This window comes from Providencia sp. CIM-Carb-044 (genome assembly GCF_033901115.1).
GTDB lineage: Bacteria > Pseudomonadota > Gammaproteobacteria > Enterobacterales > Enterobacteriaceae > Providencia > Providencia hangzhouensis.
On sequence record NZ_JAXADV010000009.1, the window covers coordinates 59732 to 81861 of the forward strand.

A 22130-nucleotide genomic window follows, 5' to 3' on the forward strand; every position below is an offset into this window, starting at 1 on the left:
CACAGCGATAAGTCGTATTCGATAAACCTGCATAATTCAATATGCAGGTTTTTTTGTACCTAAATTACTGACGATCAGGTTCATTCTGCGGTGGCTGGTGTTCTAACTCTTTTGCCAAGAAGTAGTTCAAGAATGTTCGGATCACGGCAATAATACCTAATTTGATAAGGCTATCTAAATCAGGGTCGACGGTCGTTGCTAAAATATCCGCAGCGAGTTGGAACTCCAATGCAGTCGCTAACCAATCACCAAAACAATAGCGAGCGGTACGTGCTTTTTGGGTTTTCATCCACACGATTAGGGTCTTGATTAACCCAATCACCACGCAGATGACTGAAATTGCTTCTAAAAGTAACTGGAGTACGTGAACACTAGACACCAGTAATTCACGTAAAAAAACTAAATCGAACATTAAAACCTCGATAGGTAAGCAGGATTCATATTTGTTAACTATGGGCAAATATTCGCAAAATATCGAGTTTTATTGTGGATCTATCGTCTCAGAAGGTAATTGGCTAATGGATAAAATATTTCGATTGCCATCGATTACCTGAATATTTTTATTGGGTTGATAACATTCACGTAAAGGTGATAAGCAAGCTTGCTGTGAACCTTGTTGTATATTAAGCCAATCACTGATTAGCCAATAATTATTCGCAGTAGAATAGGGAGACTGTAAATTTTCTGGGCTGATACTTGGTTTACTGGCGCTTTGACTGTACCAAATCAGCAAGGGGATTTCATAGGCTTCTTTTCTTGGGTTGTTAACGCCATGGTGGTAGTGAATATTGTTATCGCTGTCTAGGCGTTGTAATGCGTGGTCTGAATAGTACATCAACGTCGCAGGTTTCCCTTCGAGTTGTTGCATTAGGCTTTCGATAAATTTATCGGTATAAGCAATTGAACTGTCGTAGCAATCGTCATCGTCTTGGCCACTAAATGTTTTTAGCTCATCTTCAGGAAAACGGTTACAGGCAGGTTCATGGCTGCCATAAGTATGTAACACAATGAGTTTTTTCTTATCAGTAGGGTCATTGATCGCGTTATTGAAGTCATCTTGCAGCTCTTCATCGTAGCCGACAAATTCGTTCCACGTTTTCTTTTGTGACATAGAAGCAATAGCAGAAATGATACTGGTACGTTTATTGGTTTTTCCCTGGTTGCTGACCCAATAGGTTTTAAAGCCCGCATGATTGGCTAATGAAATGATATTGTCCGAATAGTGTGATTTATCCTGCATTTGCTCAAAGCGAATATTAGACAGTGAAATAGGGACTGACAAGATAGTCACAGGTGCAGGGGAATAAGCTTGTTGAAACGCCAATATTTGTGATTTGCGCTTATTTAAGTTAGGCGTTGTATTATACTGATAGCCGTAAAAACCCATATGATCACGGCGCAATGACTCACCAATGACAAGAACATAGATTTCAGTTTCAGATGCTTTTTTCTGGTAGTTAAATGCGACCTTTTGTGATGATATTTTTTTTATGCCTCTGTTTTCATATAAATTTTTGACTAAAGCCGCCGCATTGTAGAAAGGGGTATTTAAGAAGTATTTTTCTGTGATCAATAATGCGCTATCAGGCTTGCTTAGTAATGAGGCGTAATAGGTTGGAATAGCTAATAGATAGCCACAAAGTAGAGCCATACTTGTCGTTGTTATACGACGATTCATGTATTTTGCACATTGATGAATACATGCTAAATAAGCAGAAAAAACAAATAAATAAAAAATAACATAACCAATGTTATAGGAAAGCATTCCTACGGTTTCACTGCTATTGGTATTGATAAAAGTTTCTGCAATCGAAGAAGAAAAGCGGATATCGTGTTTTTGATAAAAGAAGAATGAAACAGATAAATTGAGAGCCCACAGGAGTGAAACAAACACAGTGAAAATTTTGCCAAGCAAAAAGCGATAAATACCAGCACATAACAGTATTATCAGCGCCCCTGAAATGACGATGGCAATGTCAGCCATAATGCTGGCATCTCCACTGAAAAATACAGGGGTGATAGATATCAATAATGCATAAATTGAAATAATAAGTTGGCGTATCATAGTGTTATTTTACGTATTTTTGACCTTACCTGAGGTTATAGAGACAATTAAAAAATAGTTAATTAACATCTAATTAACTTAGGGCGTTGTTTGTTTATAACATAAAAAAAGATAAGATAATCAAAATAGTGGCGTAAAAAACTGTAAAATCTCGTGATGTTTAGTCATGACCTGCCCCCCACAAGTTGCGAGGGGAGGTAAAGTATTGAGTTAGAAAGTTACCGCAATTTTGGCATCAATATTGTTATCGTGATAATTTTTTGATAAAAATTTATTATAATTAATTGATAGCTTAGTATTTTCTTTTATATTGATATCGGTACCGACTTTTAATGCGACACCATGGCGTGATGCAGGAACACTATGCGTTGTAAATGAGCTCGTGGTATCGGTAAAATTCAATTTTAGTCCTCTATTTAAATTTCCGTATTGATATTGCCAGTTAAGCTCACCGTGTAAACCGATATTTGATGTTTTACTCAATTTCCATTGGTTATCAAGGCGTAGCCCAAGGGTTGATAACACCGTATTGATGCGCTGTTTACGTGCCTGTAGTGATGTGCTGTTGATGTTCTCATTAATAGCATGATTCATTGCGCTGATATAAGTGAGATTGGTAAATGGCTCAATATTTATCCCTTTTGAGTTAATTGGATAGGCCAGCTCCATAAATGCTTGATGTGTATTGGTATAATAGCTCGATGAGTGACTTGTACCATCACTGATTGAGCGTTCGGTATGAATGAGATGTGAAGTGTGACCGAGCCCTGCACGAACCGCGATAGGTTGCCATAAAGCGCTACCATAAATGGCGGCATGGTAGTTATTACTGTTAGCGTGGTCAAAGTGGTTAGATAAGTCACTTTGGCTAAAACCTGCGACGATACCTAATGTCATTTTTTCGTTAATAAAACGTCGATTTGCCCCAAGCAATAAACCATAATTTGATGATTTATACCCAGTGGCATTGTTATCGTCGGTCGTTTTATCCCAATCATAGAGCATTTTGACCCACACATTGCCTTTGTTTTCGCTACCCCATGATTCAGATAAGCGAGCTTGCTCAAGTAGTGTTTCTTTAATCTGACGGCTATTATTTATTTGATTGGATAATACGTCAGCGTATATTTGGCCTGTGACATTGCTAAATATCGTTTGAGCTTGTTGTTTTGTTTGGCTTTTCAACGTTTGTTCATAAAGCGCATGGTGCGTAGGAAGTGTTTCAATGGCTTCAGCCACTGCGATTTGGTTTTGTGTTGCTGCCGTGCTGGAAAATGCCGTGTTATTACGCCCTATTTTAAGTGTGACTTCTTTGGGGGAGTAATTTAGCGTCGTTCCAATAAACTGGTAATTAGGTACAACGGCATCAAATTGGCCATCAATCCCTTTTTGAGCAGTTAATATCGTATATTGTGTATCAAATAGTTGGTTGATATCTTGCTTAGAAAGCGGGCTATTTTGATTTTCAAGAGTGACACTGACGGTCCCGCCCTTTAATGAAGCTGAGCCTTGGCTGATGATCTTATCGTTTTTACCTGCTGGATTGATTTCAACCAAATAATGGCTATCTGGTGCAAAACTCACGGAATCAACAATATTAATTGTGCCAACTGAATGGCCAGGTGCAACAACAGCGCCTTGGTTGGCGGTTAATTGATAAATGCTTCCATTGCCCGTTAGTAAACCGTGGTGGTTAATATTGACGGAAGCTCCGATTTTGCCGTTATCTAGGACCAGCGCGCCTTTATTAATATCTAATGAAGAGTTTAAGGTTTTTTTCAGGGTGACGATTCCGCCATTAATATAGGATTTTTGCGAGTATTTATTTTCACCCGTTAAGACTAAATGGCCTTGGTTTACTGTAAAGCCTCCGAAGGTATTGTTACCAGATAATACTAATGTTCCTTGGCCCTGTTTCGTTAACTTTCCTGTGCCTTGTATATTGTTTGTCCATTCATCTAACTTTCCAAAATTAGCAATATCAAAGTCATTAGTGTTTTGGTTGACGATAAAGTTTTCATATAAATAAGCGGGGCCATGATAAGCCGTAGGTAGGTTAATTAATCCCCAATAAGAGTTCGGATCATTTTCTTTGATATTCCAACCCGCAATTGACTGGCTTGGATATGCCGTGCTGGCTAAAATATTATTCCATTGTGCATTATTCAAGTAAGGGAAACGTAATCGAAGTAAATAACCCGCCGTTTTAGGGATATTTTTAGGGTCGATCATTGGTGTATCTTGTATTTCTTTTTTTCCATAATAACCAATGTGGTCATTGGTAATAGGGGAAGAAACGGTTAGGCAATTTTGTATGTTATTTGAACATGATGATGAAATGTCATTACGAATATTTTTTGCCGATTCAACAATGAATTTGGTGTTTTTTTCATCGGATAGTAGCTGTGATAATAAATAATAATTACCTACACGGGAAGCGATGGTATCGGTGGCGAAGTGTGCGCCAATAATCACGCGGCTTTCACCGTATTCAATCGCTCGGTTGAACGTTTCACTGCCTTTTTCAGGGAAAATCATCGCTAATACGGCAGCTTGTTTAAAACCATTCCACGTATGGCCACTAGGGTAAGATGAGCCCTGTATTTGTGAGTAGCCCGCAATATAATGGCCTTCATCATTCAACACTTGATAAGGGCGACCGCGTTTAAAATGGTCTTTAAGAATAAAATCGACTGACCGAGTACGCTGCTTTTTTTCATCATAAGCACGAGTACTTGTGTCATGTAATAAATTGATTTCTTTGTATTGGCTATGGTTTCTTAGGTTAAGATCATGTTCGCCAAACAGGATGGTTTGATAACTATTAAATAAATAACCTGAGTTTTGGGATTTATCCGCGAGTGCTAAATTTTTCCTTTCACCTGTAATATTGATGTATTCGTTACTAATCAGCCTATCTTGCTCAGCAACTTCGCTACCTTCTTTAGGTGTATTATTAATAATATTTTGTTTTATATCTTCAAGCCATGCACTTCTTGTATTGATAATATTTTTCTCTAATTCTAAAAGATTCGTTTTTGCTGTTAGAGTATTGGTGAATATGAATGGCAATAAGGTCATTGATGCTGAAATAAAAATTTTTCTCATTATAACTCCGCCGATGCTATTGGTAAAAATTTCATTTGGCGGAGTTTATTTATAATATATTTATCTTTTATGACAGTTTTAAAAATAAAAAACCGTTATTAATTAAAGTGATAAGTTTTATTTTTAATTGTTTTGTTTTTTACGAAGAGGCTTTTTATTGATTGGTTTTGTTTTTTTATTATTTTATTATTGGTTTGATTAAATAGTAAAAATAAAATAATAGCTATAAAAAAAATCATAAAAAATAACCCCAAACTTTCGTATGGGGTTATTGAATAACGTTTAATTAGCAGAATAGTTAAATATCAATATTTGCTGCTTTTAATGCATTCTCTTCGATAAATGCACGGCGCGGCTCAACAGCATCACCCATTAATGTGGTGAATAGTAAGTCGGTTGCAATTGCATCTTTAACCGTTACACGCATCATACGGCGCGTCTCAGGGTTCATGGTGGTTTCCCAAAGTTGCTCAGGGTTCATTTCACCAAGACCTTTATAACGCTGTACGTATAGGCCGCGACGTGACTCACGTGTTAACCAAGCCAAAGCTTCTTCGAAGTTACTGATATCTTGACGGCGTTCACCACGCTTGATGTAAGCACCTTCTTCAATTAAGCCACTGATTAAGTCACCTAAATGAGTGATACGGCGGTATTCACTGCCATGAACAAAATCAAAATCGAGATTATAGTCGGTATCAACACCATGGGTGCGAATACGGATAGTTGGTTCGAATAATTGACGTTCACGGTTTTCGTTAATGGTATAACTATATGTGCTACCGAATTGCTCGTTATCTTCTAAGCGCTTAACCAAAGTTTTAGCCCATTCTTCCACTTTTTCGCTGACTTTTAAATCATCTTCAGTCAAGGTTGACTGATAAACCAAGCTGTTAAGTAGGGCTTGAGGGTAAAGGCGCTCAAGACGACGAATAATACGGTGTGCGGCATTATATTCGACAACCAGTTTTTCCAGTTCTTCGCCTTTCATTGCTGGAGCTTCGGCACTTAAATGCAGTTCAGCACCATCAAGGGCGATAGAAATCAGGTAATCGTCCATCGCATCGTCATCTTTAATGTATTGCTCTTGTTTACCACGTTTCACTTTATACAGTGGTGGTTGAGCGATAAAGATATGACCACGTTCAACAATTTCAGGCATTTGGCGGTAGAAGAAGGTCAACAGTAACGTACGAATGTGCGAACCATCGACGTCCGCATCCGTCATGATAATGATGCTGTGATAACGCAGTTTGTCTGGGTTATATTCATCACGACCAATACCACAGCCTAATGCCGTAATCAGGGTCGCAACTTCTTGTGTAGAAAGCATTTTATCGAAACGCGCTTTCTCTACGTTTAGAATTTTACCTTTCAGTGGCAAAATGGCTTGGTTCTTACGGTTACGGCCTTGTTTTGCAGATCCGCCCGCGGAGTCCCCTTCCACAAGGTACAGTTCAGATAGCGCAGGGTCACGTTCTTGGCAGTCAGCCAGTTTACCTGGCAAGCCAGCTAAGTCTAACGCGCCTTTACGGCGAGTCATTTCGCGGGCTTTACGTGCTGCTTCACGTGCGCGTGCTGCATCGATGATTTTACCCACAACGATTTTCGCGTCGTTTGGGTTTTCCAGTAAATACTCAACTAATTTCTCATTCATCATCGTTTCAACCGCCGTTTTCACTTCGGAAGAGACCAATTTTTCTTTGGTCTGTGATGAGAATTTAGGGTCTGGAACTTTTACTGAAATAACTGCAATCAGGCCTTCACGTGCATCGTCACCAGTTGCGTTGACTTTGCTTTTCTTCTGGTAGCCTTCTTTTTCCATGTAGTTATTCAATGTACGCGTCATTGCTGCACGGAAACCAGCGAGGTGAGTTCCCCCATCACGCTGAGGAATGTTATTGGTGAAGCAGTATACGTTTTCTTGGAAACCATCATTCCACTGCATTGAAACTTCGACGCCAATACCGTCTTTTTCAGTTGAAAAATAAAAGACAGAAGGGTGGATAGGGGTTTTGTTACGGCTTAAATACTCAACAAAGGCTTTAATACCGCCTTCATAATGGAAATGGTCTTCTTTGCCATCGCGTTTATCGACGAGCTTAATAGAAACACCTGAGTTTAGGAACGATAACTCACGTAAGCGTTTTGCTAAGACGTCGTATTCAAATTCAGTCACTCCTTTGAAGGTGTCCATGCTTGGCCAAAAACGAACGCGTGTTCCTGTTTGGTCGGTTTCGCCGACTACAGTCAGAGGCCCTTGAGGCTCACCGTGTTTGTAGATTTGCTCATGAACTTTGCCATCACGGCGGATAACTAATTCTAATTTTTCAGATAAGGCGTTAACAACGGAAACCCCAACACCGTGCAAACCGCCGGAGACTTTATAGGAGTTGTCATCAAATTTTCCGCCAGCGTGCAGAACGGTCATGATAACCTCTGCGGCGGAGACGCCTTCTTCTTCGTGGATACCTGTAGGGATACCACGTCCATCATCCTGTACGGAGATAGAGTTATCGGCATGGATAGTGATCACGATATCATCACAAAAGCCTGCGAGGGCTTCGTCGATAGCGTTGTCGACAACCTCGAAAACCATGTGATGAAGACCTGTTCCATCGTCTGTATCACCGATATACATGCCCGGGCGCTTACGCACCGCATCCAGTCCTTTTAATACCTTGATACTTGAGGAGTCATATGTATTCGACATCAACGTTTCCTGCTCTTTCTATTCCTGAGGTTGAACTTCTATTTTGCCATGTTCTACACTAAACATCTTGCTATTTGCATCTATCATATCATTAACTTGCTCAGGTGTAATGGCACTGACAAACACTTGCGCTTGTGTAGCTTTGAGGCGGGCTGCCAGCAATTGGCGACGGCCTGCATCAAGTTCAGAAGCAAAATCATCCAGTAGATACAGGCATCGTTGCCCGCTCTGATGGGTGAAAAATTCACCCTGCGCTAACCTTAATGCACACATAAGTAGCTTCAATTGCCCCCGCGAAAGCATATCTTCAACAGGGGTTCCATTTGCTCGTATACGCAAATCCGCTTTATGTGGCCCTGAAGCGGTATAGGTTAGTGCTCTATCACGCTCAAATTGGCGCTCTAATTGTTCTGAATAATCAATTTCTTTATCCCAACCACGTTGGAAGGATACCGAGAGTGAAAATTCGGGTAAAAACTGTTGGCAAGTTTGCTCAATATTTTCGGCAATACCTGCAATATAGTCATGACGCCATTGGCTTATTTGCTCAGAAAGCGGTGCCAGTTGTTTATCCCAATGACGAATTTGCTCATAACGGGTAACTTGTCGTAAAGCGGCATTACGTTGCTTTAATAACCGTTTTAAATCTGACCATACTGAAAAAAACAGTGGGTCATTGTGAAAACAACCCCAATCAATAAAAGCCCGTCGATATTTAGGGCCACCGTTTAGCAAGGTAAACCCTTCTGGGGTAATCAATTGCATTGGCAATAATTTTGCTAGTTCTGCAATTTTATGGCCATCAGTACCGTCTATTCGAACTTTACTGTCACCATCACGGTTTTTGCTTAAACCTAATGAAAGGTCTTTTCGCTGTTCATCTAAATGGCTAAGTTTACCATGAAGAATGAATTGTTCTTGCTCATGACGAATAACTCTGTTCGCTTGAATGCTGCGAAATGCACGACCATGACCGAGTGTATATATGGCTTCCAATATGCTAGTTTTTCCGCTCCCATTGGGGCCAATTAAAAAATTGAACCCATTAGCAAGGGAGAGATCCGCATTTTCAATATTTCGAAAATCACGGATCAATAAACGCGAAAGGATCATAAATACCGATTACAAGCGCATTGGCATGACAACATACACGGCTGCTTTACTATCAGCGTCTTCAATCTGCACACTGGAAACGGCGTCGGTTAACAGAAGTTGCACATTTTCACTTTTTAGCGCATTTAAGACATCTAAGATGTAGCTGACGTTAAAGCCAATTTCCATTTCAGTACCTTGGTAGCTTACATCAACAATTTCTTCAGCTTCTTCTTGCTCTGGGTTATTGGCAGTGATGCGTAATTGGTTTTCACTGAAATACAGACGGACACCACGGAATTTTTCATTCGATAAAATAGCCGCACGCGAAAATGCTTGTTTAAGTAAATCACAGCGTGCTTCTAAGGTTTTATCTGGGTTTTTCGGTAGTACTCGGCGGTAATCAGGAAAACGGCCATCAACCAATTTAGAGGTAAAGATAAAGTCCCCCACGTGAGCGCGAATATTATTACTGCCGATTTGCAGCTGTAGAGGAGTATCACCGCCATCTAACAAACGCATTAACTCAATTACCCCTTTACGAGGCACTATCACTGAATGAGAGGGTAGCGATTGACCAATATCCATCGCACACACGGCAAGCCTGTGCCCATCGGTTGAAACGGTTCTGAGCATTTGATCTTCGGTTTCAAATAGCATGCCGTTGAGGTAATAACGGACATCTTGGTGCGCCATTGAAAACTGAGTTGCTTCAATTAAACGTTTCAGTATTGATTGCGGAAGAGAAAATTCCACTTCGCTTTGCCAGTCATCCAAGTTTGGAAAGTCAGCGGCTGGCAACGTAGATAATGAAAAGCGGCTACGCCCAGAACGGACGAGCAGTCTGTCATCATTCAGCTCTACATGAATTTCAGAACCTTCAGGTAACCCACGCCAGATATCAAAAAACTTGCGTGCGGGCACGGTCGTTGCGCCAATTTCATGTTCCCCAGTTAGGGCAACATTGGCCATCATCTCCATTTCAAGGTCGGTTCCAGTGAGTTGGAGGGTGCCTTCTTTTACCTGTAATAAAAGGTTACCTAAAATAGGCAGAGTTGGACGCCCACCTAAAGGACCACTAACCTGTTGTAACGGTTTTAATAACTGCTCGCGTTCTATTGTAAATTTCATAGCAATTAAGATGATAATGTTCTGATTAAATTAGAAAAATCTTCTTTGATGTCATGGCTTTCTTCCCGTAATTGTTCAATTTTACGACAAGCATGTAACACCGTGGTATGGTCACGGCCGCCAAAGGCATCCCCGATTTCAGGTAAACTATGGTTAGTCAGCTCTTTCGCCAGTGCCATTGCCATTTGACGCGGACGTGCGACAGAACGGGAACGGCGTTTAGACAGTAAATCTGCTACCTTAATTTTATAATATTCAGCAACTGTTTTTTGAATATTATCAATAGTTACCAGTTTTTCTTGTAGTGCTAATAGGTCACGCAGTGCTTCTCTGACAAAATCGATAGTAATCGCGCGGCCAGTAAAGTTTGCGTTGGCAATGACACGATTTAACGCCCCTTCTAACTCACGAACGTTCGAACGAAGGCGCTTGGCGATGAAAAAGGCCACTTCACCCGGAAGTTGAATCTCATTTTCATCTGCTTTTTTCATTAAAATCGCCACGCGAGTCTCTAACTCAGGAGGCTCGATTGCCACGGTTAAACCCCAGCCAAAACGCGATTTTAAGCGATCTTCCACACCGTTAATTTCTTTTGGGTAACGGTCGGAGGTCAAAATAATTTGTTGATTACCTTCAAGTAGCGCATTAAAAGTATGGAAAAACTCTTCTTGCGAGCGCTCTTTGTTAGCAAAAAACTGGATATCGTCAATAAGCAATGCATCTACAGAACGGTAATAACGTTTAAATTCTTCAATTGCGTTGTTCTGTAGAGCTTTGACCATATCTTGAACAAAACGTTCTGAATGCATATAAACCACGCGAGCGTTGGCTTTATGCTGCATAATACTATTGCCGACAGCATGTAATAAGTGGGTTTTACCTAAACCAGTCCCACCATAAAGAAATAATGGGTTGTAGGCCCCACCTGGATTTTCTGCCACTTGCCTCGCTGCGGCGCGAGCCAATTGATTCGATTTACCTTCAACAAAGTTATCAAAAGTGTGCTTAGGGTTTACATTTGAACGATAAGCAACTTCTGGTTGTACTTTGGCTGAGTTGTCCCAACTCGGTTTAATTGGGGCTGACGGAACGGCAAACGCAGGTACTTGTTGAGCAGTACGAGCTTGTGTTGCTGCCGGTGCGACTGTAATCGGTTTGTTGCCTACCTCAAAGTGTAGTGCAGGCGCGTCAGTTCCACAAAAGTCATTCAATAATTCATTGATATTATTGATGTACTTGTCTCTAACCCAGTCGAGAACGAAACGATTTGGGGCATAAAGTGCCAGTGTATTGTCGTTTAATTCAGCTTGAAGGGGGCGTATCCACATACTGAATTCTGTGGCAGGTAGTTCATCCTGCAATCGGGCAAGACATTGCTGCCAAAGCGAAAGTGACACGTTGGACTCCCCTAAACAAGGTCAATGGAACAAGAAGTACGGATGTAAACAAAGAAATTTCTCGGGCTTACTTTTAATCGCATGTAGTTTAATAGCATGTAGTAGCATGACCCAAAAATGTTTTAGATTAACTCTTACTTACTGCATATTGCCGATCGTTAGATCAGAAATAGACCTGCGATCATACCGCAAAATTAGTCAGAGATCTCCATTCTTTTACACAGTTTTTATGCTTTTTATCCACAGGTAAATGTGATAAGGCACCCGTTATAAAGAAGAAATAGACCGGGTTATCTTAATTTGCTGTCATTTTTCCACATGCTGGGGATAACTTTAGACGATTTACGGTAAATATTCTGTATGATCAAAAAATATTTTTAGATCTCTTGAAGATCCTTGCGCTTTGGGGCGGAGTCCGTATAATCTTCCTCCCTGTGTACAGTACTGATGTGATTTTTACACGAAACTGAGGTAAACTTGTTGGGCTATATCGCTCTATTTTAACGTTAATGTTAGGCAGGGCGGGGGCAAAAGCAGGTTTTCAGCCAGTATGCGGATGTAATCATTCGTCGGCTGTCACAACATATGTCGGCAAACCGGTCAGCCAGGCTATAAATAAAAGTGGTTTGATTGCGTCATTTCATTGACGTGACCCCCTATGTTTTATTACAATCCTGCCTCTTTCTATATTGTTGCGATAGAGGCACAGGTGTAAATCAGTTTCCACTGGTTGCCAACGCGTTTACTGAATCAGTAATAAATTTAAAAGTTAGGTAGAAATCGTTATGAAACGCACTTTTCAACCGTCCGTACTGAAGCGCAACCGTTCACACGGTTTCCGTGCTCGTATGGCCACTAAAAATGGTCGTCAGGTTCTGGCTCGCCGTCGTGCTAAAGGCCGCGCTCGTCTGACCGTTTCATCTAAGTAATAAAGCTAGCCCTCTATTCAAGTGGTTACGCTCGCTTTTACCCGGGAGTTACGTTTGTTAACTCCCAGGCATTTCGATAATGTCTTTAAGCAGCCGCAGAGGGCGAGTTCCCCAGAGATAACAATCCTTGGTCGCCTAAACGAGCTGGGGCATCCCCGCATCGGTCTTACCATCGCCAAAAAAAATGTTAAACGAGCTCATGAGCGAAATCGTATTAAACGGTTAGCGCGTGAATATTTTCGTCTGCATCAACATGAGTTGCCTTCAATGGACTTTGTGGTATTGGTAAGGAAAGGGGTCGCTAATCTGGACAATCAACAGATCACGGAAGCATTGGATAAGTTATGGCGTCGTCACCGTCGCTTGGCTCAAAAATCCTGATCATGCTGATCAGAGGCTACCAACTGGCAATTAGCCCGTTGTTAGGGCCTCGTTGTCGCTTCAATCCTACTTGTTCAAATTACGGAATTGAGGCATTGCGCAGGTTTGGTATGCTAAAAGGGAGTTGGTTAACGGCGAAACGCGTATTAAAATGCCACCCTTTACACGCTGGTGGAGATGATCCTGTCCCACCTAGAAAAACTGATGATAATAGAGAATTATAACGATGGATTCGCAACGCAATCTTCTACTCATCGCTTTGTTGTTCGTGTCGTTCTTAGTTTGGCAGGCCTGGGAGAGCGATAAAGTTGCTCAGGACGTTAAAACTGTTCAAACTTCGCAACAAGCGGATATGCCAAGCAGTGATGCTCAAGCCGTAACTGGCAGTGGGCAAGGTAAGCTCATCACAGTCAAGACTGATGTACTGGATATTCGCATCAATACTCGTGGTGGTGATATCGATGAGGCTGACCTGTTAGCCTATCCTGCGACCCTTCATTCGGAAAGCCCTTTCCGTTTACTGGAAACTAACCCAGGTTTTGTCTACCAGGCACAAAGTGGTTTGATTGGTCTTCATGGCCCAGACAACCCAGCAAATAATAATGGCGAACGTCCGCTGTATAGCGCAGATTCTACAACTTTCACATTAGAGAAAGGCCAAGACGTCTTGCGCGTACCAATGACATTTACTGATAACAACGGTGTTGTGTATCAGAAAACGTACATTGTAAAACGTGGCCAATATACTGTTGAAGTTGAATACAGTATTCAAAACCCAACAGCTCAACCACTGAGCCTCGCTTTCTTCGGTCAGTTAAAACAAACTATCGAGTTACCAAAAGAGCGTGATACCGGTAGCAGTAACTTTGCTCTGCATACTTATCGTGGTGCGGCGTATTCTTCTGATGAAAACAACTATAAAAAATATAGCTTTGGTGACATCGAAGATAAAAACCTCGACTTGACCACTAAAGGTGGCTGGGTGGCAATGTTGCAACAATATTTTGCAACGGCGTGGATCCCTGCAAGTGCAGAAAAGAGCACTTTCTATACCATCGACCTAGATAAAAAGTCTGCCATCATTGGTTATAAGAGTGAACCAATGACTATCGCAGCTAATGGTGCAGGTACTTATTCATCAACATTATGGGTTGGTCCTGAAATTCAGTCTGAAATGGCCGCAGTTGCACCACATTTAGACTTAACCGTTGATTATGGTTGGTTATGGTTTATCTCTCAGCCACTGTTTAAACTGCTGAAATTTATTCACGGTTTTGTGGGTAACTGGGGTATTGCCATCATCGTTATTACCTTTATCGTTCGTGGTATTATGTACCCGCTGACTAAAGCACAGTACACCTCGATGGCGAAAATGCGTTTACTGCAACCAAAACTGGCTGCAATGCGTGAGCGTATTGGTGATGACAAACAACGTATGAGCCAAGAAATGATGGCGATGTATAAAGCAGAAAAAGTAAACCCACTGGGTGGCTGTTTACCTCTGCTGATTCAAATGCCTATCTTCCTTGCACTTTACTATATGTTGATGGGTTCTGTTGAACTGCGCCACGCACCGTTCTTTGGTTGGATTCAAGACTTGTCTGCACAAGACCCGTACTACATCCTGCCTGTATTGATGGGTGTGACAATGTTTGTGATTCAGAAAATGTCACCGACCGCTGTGACTGACCCTATGCAGCAGAAGATTATGACGTACATGCCAGTTGTGTTCACTGTCTTCTTCCTGTGGTTCCCATCAGGCCTGGTTCTGTATTATATCGTGAGTAACTTAGTAACCATCATCCAGCAACAAGTGATTTACCGTGGTCTGGAAAAACGTGGTCTGCATAGTCGCGATAAGAAAGAAAAGAAATAAATTGAATTTTAGGTGAGCCTTCTGCTCAGCTATCGATATAATATTAAGGCGGCCATTTAATGACCGCCTTAATTTTTTTATAGGAATGACAGAGAAACATCATGCAAATCAACGATACTATCGTCGCACAGGCAACACCTCCCGGTCGTGGTGGTGTCGGTATTTTACGTGTATCTGGCCCGAAAGCGGCACAAGTTGCTGAAATCGTGCTAGGAAAACTCCCTAAACCACGTTATGCGGATTATCTGCCATTTCGTGATGAGGAAGGCTCTGTTCTTGACCAAGGTATTGCGCTTTACTTCCCTGGACCAAATTCATTTACGGGAGAAGATGTCCTTGAGTTACAAGGACACGGTGGCCCTGTTATTCTTGATTTATTGTTAAGAAGAATATTAACGATTGATGGCATTCGTATCGCGAATCCAGGTGAGTTTTCTGAACGTGCATTTTTAAATGATAAGCTCGATTTAGCGCAAGCTGAGGCGATTGCTGACTTGATTGATGCGAGTTCAGAGCAAGCGGCACGTTCAGCGATGAATTCGTTACAAGGGGCTTTTTCTTCCCATATTCACCAATTGGTGGAAGCACTCACTCACTTGCGCATCTATGTGGAAGCCGCCATCGATTTCCCAGATGAAGAAATCGATTTTCTGTCTGATGGCAAAATCGAAGCTAAACTCAACGAAGTCGTGGCAGATTTAGAACAAGTTCGCTCCCAAGCACGCCAAGGCAGTTTATTGCGTGAAGGCATGAAGGTGGTTATTGCTGGGCGCCCAAATGCAGGAAAATCGAGCTTGCTAAATGCATTGGCGGGCCGTGAAGCTGCGATTGTGACGGATATTGCGGGAACGACGCGTGATGTGTTACGTGAACATATTCATATTGATGGCATGCCATTGCATATCATTGATACCGCAGGCTTACGTGAAGCCAGTGATGAAGTGGAACGAATTGGTATTGAGCGTGCTTGGAAAGAAATCGAACAAGCGGACCATGTGCTGTTTATGGTAGATAGCACCACAACCAATGCTACAGAGCCGCAAGAGATTTGGCCTGAATTTATGGCGCGTTTACCTGATGAACTTCCGGTCACCGTCATTCGTAACAAAGCAGATATGACAGGCGAACCGGTTGAGTTTATTGATAATACCCGTTATCCGTTAATTCGCTTGTCTGCGCGCGAAGAAAAAGGCATTGATTTGTTGCGCGATCACCTAAAAGAAGCCATTGGCTTTAACAGTAATACAGAAGGTGGTTTCCTTGCTCGTAGTCGTCATTTACAAGCACTGAATGCAGCAGCCGTTCACCTTGAACAGGGCTATGACCAGTTAGTGAATGCTCGCTCCGGTGAGTTACTGGCGGAGGAATTACGTTTAGCTCAGCAGGAACTTAGCGAAATCACGGGTGAATTTACTTCTGATGATTTATTAGGCCGTATTTTCTCAAGTTTTTGTATTGGGAAGTGATACGGTATCACCTATCGTCTATAACCTACACGGTATTACGTGTAGGTTTGCTTTATCGGTAGTCCCCTTCATTTTTCCTGCCTTAATTCTCTATTAAGTTCTAGCAAACAAGTAATATATAAGCTTTACCTTGCTAAGGTATGGCACCGACTGTTTTGTGGGCCATACTTATTAATATATTTTTCACACGCTATAGCGTGTAATTTATATCTTACCGGCTATAGCGTGTAATCTTGATGTTACCGGCTATAGCGTGTAATATAATATTTACTGGTTGTAGCGTGTAAATATTGTTAGGGTGAAAAATAAGGTAGGTTTTAAAATGAAAGTGACGAATACCCGACAACTTAGTGCTTATATGAAGGATGTCAGAGAGACGAAAAAGTTATCTCAAAGCAAAGTCGCTAGCAAAGTAGGTATTCGGCAAGATACTGTTTCTAGCTTTGAACTCTCTCCTGACTCTACCAAATTAGAAACCTTTTTTAAGATTTTATCTGCCCTCAATTTAGAACTCGATATTAAACCGCGAAATGAAAGTGGCTCATCAAATTCAGACTCCGGATGGAAGGAGGAGTGGTGATGGCGACTTTGCATGTATACATGAATGGTTACTTGGTTGGGGATTTCATTCGTTCAAGTACTGGTGCTCACCAATTTACATATAATAGTCACTGGTTGGAAACATCAGGTGCTCGACCTATTTCTTTATCAATGCCACTTAGGCACCAAGAATATCGAGGAGACGAAGTTTATAATTTTTTTGATAATCTCCTACCGGACAATATTGAGATACGGAATCGAATTGTTAGTCGTTATCAAGCGGATTCAAATCAACCTTTCGATTTATTATCTAAGATTGGTCAGGATAGTGTGGGGGCTTTACAACTCATTCTAGATGGGCAAAGAGTCAGTAATATCAGAAAAATTGAATATAAACCCTTATCTAATAAGCAACTAGAAAAAATATTAACAGGGTATAAAGCGAATGCTCCTTTAGGCATGATTGAAGATGAAGATGACTTTAGGATCTCACTTGCGGGCGCTCAAGAGAAAACCGCATTACTCTATTTAGATGGGCATTGGTGCTTACCTCAGAATGCGACTCCAACTACCCATATTATTAAACTTCCCATTGGTAAAATAGAAAGCCATTCTTATTCGATAGATATGTCGGATAGTGTAGAAAATGAATATTTATGTTTATTGATAGCAAAAGAGTTTGGCCTAGATGTGCCCTATAGCTTTATTTTAAATGTAGGTGAAATAAAGGCGTTAGCGGTTGAACGTTTTGACCGTAAATATTCTTCTGATTCCTCGTGGATTATGCGTTTACCACAAGAAGATTTTTGTCAAACATTGAATATTTCACCGGCAAGAAAATATCAAAATCATGGTGGACCGGGTATTTCTGAAATTATGAATTACTTATTAGGTTCAATAAATGCGGAGAAAGATAGATATCAGTTTATGAAGAGCCAGGTTTTGTTTTGGTTACTTGCAGCGACGGATGGCCATGCTAAAAATTTTTCATTATTTATTGAACCTGAAGGCCGTTATCAGTTAACACCTTTTTACGATATTTTGTCCATGTATCCTAGTTATGGGGGGAGGGGAATTAACCCTAGAGATGCCAAATTGGCTATGGGGCTGAAGGGAACAAAGGGGATGAAATACAATATAGAGCAAATTTTCCCAAGACATTTTTTTTCAACGGCCAAAGCCGTTGGATTTGATCGTGCTGAGATGGAAAAAATCTTAATTGAATTTGGTGAGCAAATGGAAAGTGTTCTTAAGAAAGTGAGAGAACAATTACCCACAGATTTCCCTGAGCATATCGCAGACTCAATTCTATCCGGATTACATCACAAAGCAGCGAGATTAAATAAAGGCTGGGACTAATTATGCCACTTTAATCTTTAATTCGGCTCCCGTGCGTAAACACCGTGGCTTTTCCCTGACGACAAAAACCGACTAACGTCAAGTTGGCTTTTTCGGCGACTTCGATAGCAAGCGCGGTGGCAGCAGAAACGGCAAATAAAATTTCAGCGCCACAACTGGCTGCCTTTTGCACCATTTCATAGCTGGCACGGCTAGAAACCAGTACTGCACCTTGTTGCCATTGGTTGCGATGTTTCATACCCAAAAGTTTATCGAGTGCAACATGGCGGCCGACATCTTCGCATCCACCGACTAATTGCCCTTCTGGTGAAATCCATGCGGCCGCATGGGTACAACCTGTCAGCGCACCAATCTCTTGCACTTTTTTCAATTCATGTAATGCATTATCAAGGTGCGAGAGAGAAAAGGTTTGGGTGAAAGGTAGCGGGGCGATCGGTTTGAAAATTTCTTCAAGTTGTTCTGTTCCACAAATACCACAGCCTGTACGCCCCGCTAGATTACGACGGCGTTCTTTTAACTCCATAAACCGGCGGCTAGATAATTCAACTTGTACTTCAATTCCGCGGTTGCAGCCTTCAACGATATCAATTCCACGAATTTCATCACCTGACTGTATTATTCCTTCCGAAAGGGCGAACCCGATAGCAAAATCCGCCAAATCTTTTGGCGTCGCCATCATCACTACGTGAGATATGCCATTGAAGACTAAAGCAACAGGATATTCCTCCGCAACATAATCATTAACGGGTAAATTAAGGTTGCCTTTTTGTTGCACGGTTGTTTGGTTTAAGCCAATCATTTTGATTAATTTGGAGTCATTTGTAGTATTTGTTTCATACATTAGATGAATTCCTAGCATTAATGATACATAATATTAATTATGGGTAAAAAGAATTTACACCATTTGCCAGGCAATGAACCTGGATACGTAAGGAAGACGTTGAATAAGAACAGTTTACCTGATTATCGCGATTGACGTTAGGTAAACATGAGCAATGTAAATGAGGAGATCCCCATGCAAGTCAGCAGAAGGCAGTTCTTTAAGATCTGCGCTGGCGGTATGGCAGGTACGACTGCAGCGGCTTTGGGTTTTGCACCCGCTACCGCGTTAGCGTCAACGCGCCAGTATAAATTACTGCGTGCGAAGGAAACCAGAAATACCTGTACCTACTGTTCTGTCGGCTGTGGGCTGTTAATGTACAGCCTCGGTGATGGCGCGAAAAATGCAAAAGAGAGCATTTTCCATATTGAAGGGGACCCGGATCATCCGGTAAACCGTGGTGCACTTTGTCCGAAAGGTGCTGGACTTATCGATTTCATCCACAGTGAAAGCCGCTTGAAATACCCAGAAGTGCGTGAGCCGGGTACCAATGAGTGGAAACGTATCACGTGGAACGACGCGTTTGACCGTATCGCTAAGTTAATGAAAGAAGACCGTGATGCGAACTTTATTGAGAAAAATAAAGAGGGTGTCACCGTTAACCGTTGGCTGACCACTGGTATGCTGTGTGCATCGGCTGGTAGTAACGAAAGTGGATTTGTAACACAAAAATTTACCCGCGCTCTCGGCATGCTTGCCGTCGATAACCAAGCGCGTGTCTGACACGGACCAACGGTAGCAAGTCTTGCTCCAACATTTGGTCGCGGTGCGATGACCAACCACTGGGTTGACATTAAAAATGCAAACCTAGTTGTCGTTATGGGTGGTAATGCGGCAGAAGCGCATCCAGTCGGTTTCCGCTGGGCGATGGAAGCTAAAATCCATAATAAAGCCAAATTAATTGTGATTGACCCACGCTTTACCCGTACTGCGGCAGTGGCGGATTTTTACACGCCTATCCGTTCTGGTACAGATATCGCGTTCTTATCAGGTGTTATCAAATACTTACTGGATAATGAAAAAATTCAGCGTGAATACGTGGAAGCGTATACCAACGCCAGTTTAGTTATTCGTGAAGATTATGGTTTTGATGACGGCTTGTTCACAGGTTATGACGAAGAAAAACGTCAATACGACAAAACCACGTGGAACTATGAGATGGATGAAAACGGCCTTGCGCTGCGCGATCCGACTCTGAAACATCCACGCTGTGTGTTAAACCTATTAAAAGAGCACGTCAGCCGTTATACACCTGAAGTGGTGAATAATATCTGTGGTACGCCGATCAAAGACTTCCTACAAGTTTGTGAGTATTTGGCTGAAACCAGTGCTAAAGATAAAACAGCCTCGTTCTTATACGCATTAGGTTGGACTCAACATACCGTGGGTGCGCAAAATATCCGTACCATGGCAATGATCCAATTACTGCTGGGTAATATGGGGATGTTAGGTGGTGGTGTAAATGCCCTGCGTGGACACTCCAATATCCAAGGTTTGACTGACTTAGGCTTATTGTCACAAAGCTTGCCGGGTTATTTGACCTTACCATCAGAAAAACAAACGACATTAGAAAGTTACTTAGCTGCAAACACGCCAAAAGCGACGGTTGAAGGCCAGGTAAACTATTGGGGTAACTACCCGAAATTCTTTGTTAGTTTGATGAAGACGTTCTATGGCGATAAAGCGCAGAAAGAAAATAATTGGGGCTTTGATTTATTACCGAAATGGGATCAAGGCTACGATGTACTGCGTTATTTCGAAATGATGGATAAAGGGGAAGTGAATGGCTATATCTGCCAAGGCTTTAACCCAGTAGCTTCATTCCCGAATAAAAACAAAGTTATTAAATCGCTTTCTAAGCTGAAGTATTTAATCACCGTTGACCCGCTGAACACCGAAACGTCGAATTTCTGGCAAAACCACGGCGAAATGAATGATGTGAACCCGGCAGAAATTCAAACTACCGTATTCCGTCTGCCATCTTGCTGTTTTGCTGAAGAAAATGGTTCGATTGTGAACTCGGCACGTTGGTTACAGTGGCACTGGAAAGGTGCGGATGCCCCAGGTGAAGCTATCAGTGATGGTGAAATCCTGTCTGGTATTTTCCACCGTTTACGCCAACTGTATGCCTCTGAAGGCGGTGCGGTACCTGAACAAGTTCTAAGTATGACTTGGAATTACTTTGACCGTGATAACCCAACGCCAGAAGAAGTTGCTCAAGAAAACAATGGCTATGCTTTAGTTGACTTGAAAGATGCTGATGGCAACGTTATTGCGAAAAAAGGTGAGTTGCTGAGCTCGTTTGCACAGTTACGTGATGACGGTACCACCGCGAGTGGCTGCTGGATATTTACAGGTAGCTGGACGCCAAAAGGCAACCAAATGGCTAACCGTGATAACTCTGACCCAACAGGTCTGGGGAATACATTAGGTTGGGCATGGGCGTGGCCTCTGAACCGCCGTGTGATTTATAACCGTGCATCAGCAGACCCAATGGGTAAACCATGGGATCCAAAACGCCAAATCCTCGAGTGGAATGGCAGCAAATGGATAGGAATGGATATTCCTGACTATAGCAATGCCGCGCCGGGAAGTGGTGTTGGTCCGTTTATCATGCAACCGGAAGGGATGGGACGTCTATTCGCACTGGATAAAATGGCCGAAGGCCCATTCCCAGAGCACTATGAACCAATTGAAACACCATTGGATACCAATCCACTGCACCCGAAAGTTGTGTCAAACCCTGCGGCTCGTGTGTTTAAAGACGACTGGGCCCAAATGGGTAAAGCGACAGAATTCCCTTATGTGGGAACCACTTATCGCTTGACTGAACATTTCCACTATTGGACAAAACATGCCTTGCTAAATGCCATCATTCAGCCACAGCAGTTCATTGAAATTGGTGAGCGTCTGGCGAATGAAAAAGGTATTAAACAAGGCGATACGGTGAAAGTCAGCTCTAAACGGGGTTATATCAAAGCGAAAGCCGTGGTCACCAAACGTATTCATACGCTGAAAGTGGCAGGTAAAGATATCGATACAATCGGTATTCCTATTCACTGGGGCTTTGAAGGTTTGGCTGTGAAAGGCTTTATCGCGAACACGTTAACGCCGTTTGTCGGTGATGCGAATACTCAGACACCGGAATTTAAATCGTTCCTTGTCAATGTGGAAAAGGTGTAAGGAGATAAAT

General features: G+C 42.0%; 16 protein-coding genes. 8 read left to right on the forward strand and 8 right to left on the reverse strand.

The window, feature by feature from the left end; genetic code table 11:
* Positions 1-64: 64 nt before the first annotated feature.
* From SJ312_RS16545 to dnaA, 7 genes are all read right to left on the reverse strand, one after another.
* Complete coding sequence (locus SJ312_RS16545; RefSeq protein ID WP_140172680.1) at positions 65-412, reverse strand: DUF1622 domain-containing protein; 348 nt, start codon at positions 410-412, stop codon at positions 65-67.
* Between the two features lie 69 nt (positions 413-481).
* Positions 482-2065 carry a phosphoethanolamine transferase gene (locus SJ312_RS16550; RefSeq protein ID WP_165880017.1) on the reverse strand — a complete coding sequence of 528 codons (1584 nt, stop codon included), beginning with the start codon at positions 2063-2065 and terminating at the stop codon, positions 482-484.
* Between the two features lie 210 nt (positions 2066-2275).
* The gene (locus SJ312_RS16555) at positions 2276-5173 is read right to left on the reverse strand and encodes an autotransporter domain-containing protein (protein ID WP_319868096.1); all 2898 of its coding nucleotides are present in this window, start codon (positions 5171-5173) and stop codon (positions 2276-2278) included.
* A 298-nt stretch (positions 5174-5471) separates the two neighbouring features.
* Positions 5472-7886, reverse strand: coding sequence for a DNA topoisomerase (ATP-hydrolyzing) subunit B (gene gyrB, locus SJ312_RS16560; RefSeq protein WP_319868097.1), 2415 nt, complete (start codon positions 7884-7886; stop codon positions 5472-5474).
* Positions 7887-7904: 18 nt separating this feature from the next.
* Positions 7905-8999, reverse strand: a complete 1095-nt coding sequence (gene recF, locus SJ312_RS16565) for a DNA replication/repair protein RecF (protein ID WP_096863652.1) — start codon at positions 8997-8999, stop codon at positions 7905-7907.
* A gap of 9 nt (positions 9000-9008) precedes the next feature.
* Positions 9009-10109 carry a DNA polymerase III subunit beta gene (dnaN, locus tag SJ312_RS16570; RefSeq protein ID WP_004906243.1) on the reverse strand — a complete coding sequence of 367 codons (1101 nt, stop codon included), beginning with the start codon at positions 10107-10109 and terminating at the stop codon, positions 9009-9011.
* 5 nt (positions 10110-10114) lie between these two features.
* Positions 10115-11506, reverse strand: coding sequence for a chromosomal replication initiator protein DnaA (gene dnaA / locus SJ312_RS16575; RefSeq protein ID WP_004906241.1), 1392 nt, complete (start codon positions 11504-11506; stop codon positions 10115-10117).
* Between the two features lie 785 nt (positions 11507-12291).
* Here dnaA and rpmH point away from each other — a divergent pair.
* The 7 genes from rpmH (at position 12292) to SJ312_RS16610 (ending at position 18057) form a co-directional block, all read left to right on the forward strand.
* Positions 12292-12435: a 50S ribosomal protein L34 gene (gene rpmH / locus SJ312_RS16580; RefSeq protein ID WP_004906236.1), complete on the forward strand. Its 144-nt coding sequence runs from the start codon at positions 12292-12294 to the stop codon at positions 12433-12435.
* Between the two features lie 21 nt (positions 12436-12456).
* Complete coding sequence (gene rnpA, locus SJ312_RS16585; RefSeq protein ID WP_004906229.1) at positions 12457-12816, forward strand: ribonuclease P protein component; 360 nt, start codon at positions 12457-12459, stop codon at positions 12814-12816.
* Positions 12780-13040, forward strand: a complete 261-nt coding sequence (gene yidD / locus SJ312_RS16590; protein WP_036959180.1) for a membrane protein insertion efficiency factor YidD — start codon at positions 12780-12782, stop codon at positions 13038-13040. Before rnpA ends, yidD begins: the two co-directional genes overlap by 37 nt.
* Before the next feature lie 2 nt (positions 13041-13042).
* Positions 13043-14692: a membrane protein insertase YidC gene (gene yidC / locus SJ312_RS16595; protein ID WP_094961982.1), complete on the forward strand. Its 1650-nt coding sequence runs from the start codon at positions 13043-13045 to the stop codon at positions 14690-14692.
* Positions 14693-14793: 101 nt separating this feature from the next.
* Positions 14794-16158, forward strand: coding sequence for a tRNA uridine-5-carboxymethylaminomethyl(34) synthesis GTPase MnmE (gene mnmE, locus SJ312_RS16600; protein ID WP_004906223.1), 1365 nt, complete (start codon positions 14794-14796; stop codon positions 16156-16158).
* Between the two features lie 322 nt (positions 16159-16480).
* On the forward strand, positions 16481-16738 hold the full coding sequence (locus tag SJ312_RS16605) for a helix-turn-helix domain-containing protein (RefSeq protein ID WP_036959176.1): 258 nt from the start codon (positions 16481-16483) through the stop codon (positions 16736-16738).
* Positions 16738-18057, forward strand: coding sequence for a type II toxin-antitoxin system HipA family toxin (locus tag SJ312_RS16610; RefSeq protein ID WP_319868098.1), 1320 nt, complete (start codon positions 16738-16740; stop codon positions 18055-18057). Before SJ312_RS16605 ends, SJ312_RS16610 begins: the two co-directional genes overlap by 1 nt.
* Positions 18058-18067: 10 nt before the next feature.
* On the opposite strand, the gene fdhD is transcribed toward SJ312_RS16610, so the two are convergent.
* Positions 18068-18898, reverse strand: a complete 831-nt coding sequence (gene fdhD / locus SJ312_RS16615) for a formate dehydrogenase accessory sulfurtransferase FdhD (protein WP_036959175.1) — start codon at positions 18896-18898, stop codon at positions 18068-18070.
* 174 nt (positions 18899-19072) lie between these two features.
* Here fdhD and fdnG point away from each other — a divergent pair, with 174 nt between their 5' ends.
* Complete coding sequence (gene fdnG, locus SJ312_RS16620; RefSeq protein WP_094961978.1) at positions 19073-22120, forward strand: formate dehydrogenase-N subunit alpha; 3048 nt, start codon at positions 19073-19075, stop codon at positions 22118-22120.
* Positions 22121-22130 lie beyond the last annotated feature (10 nt).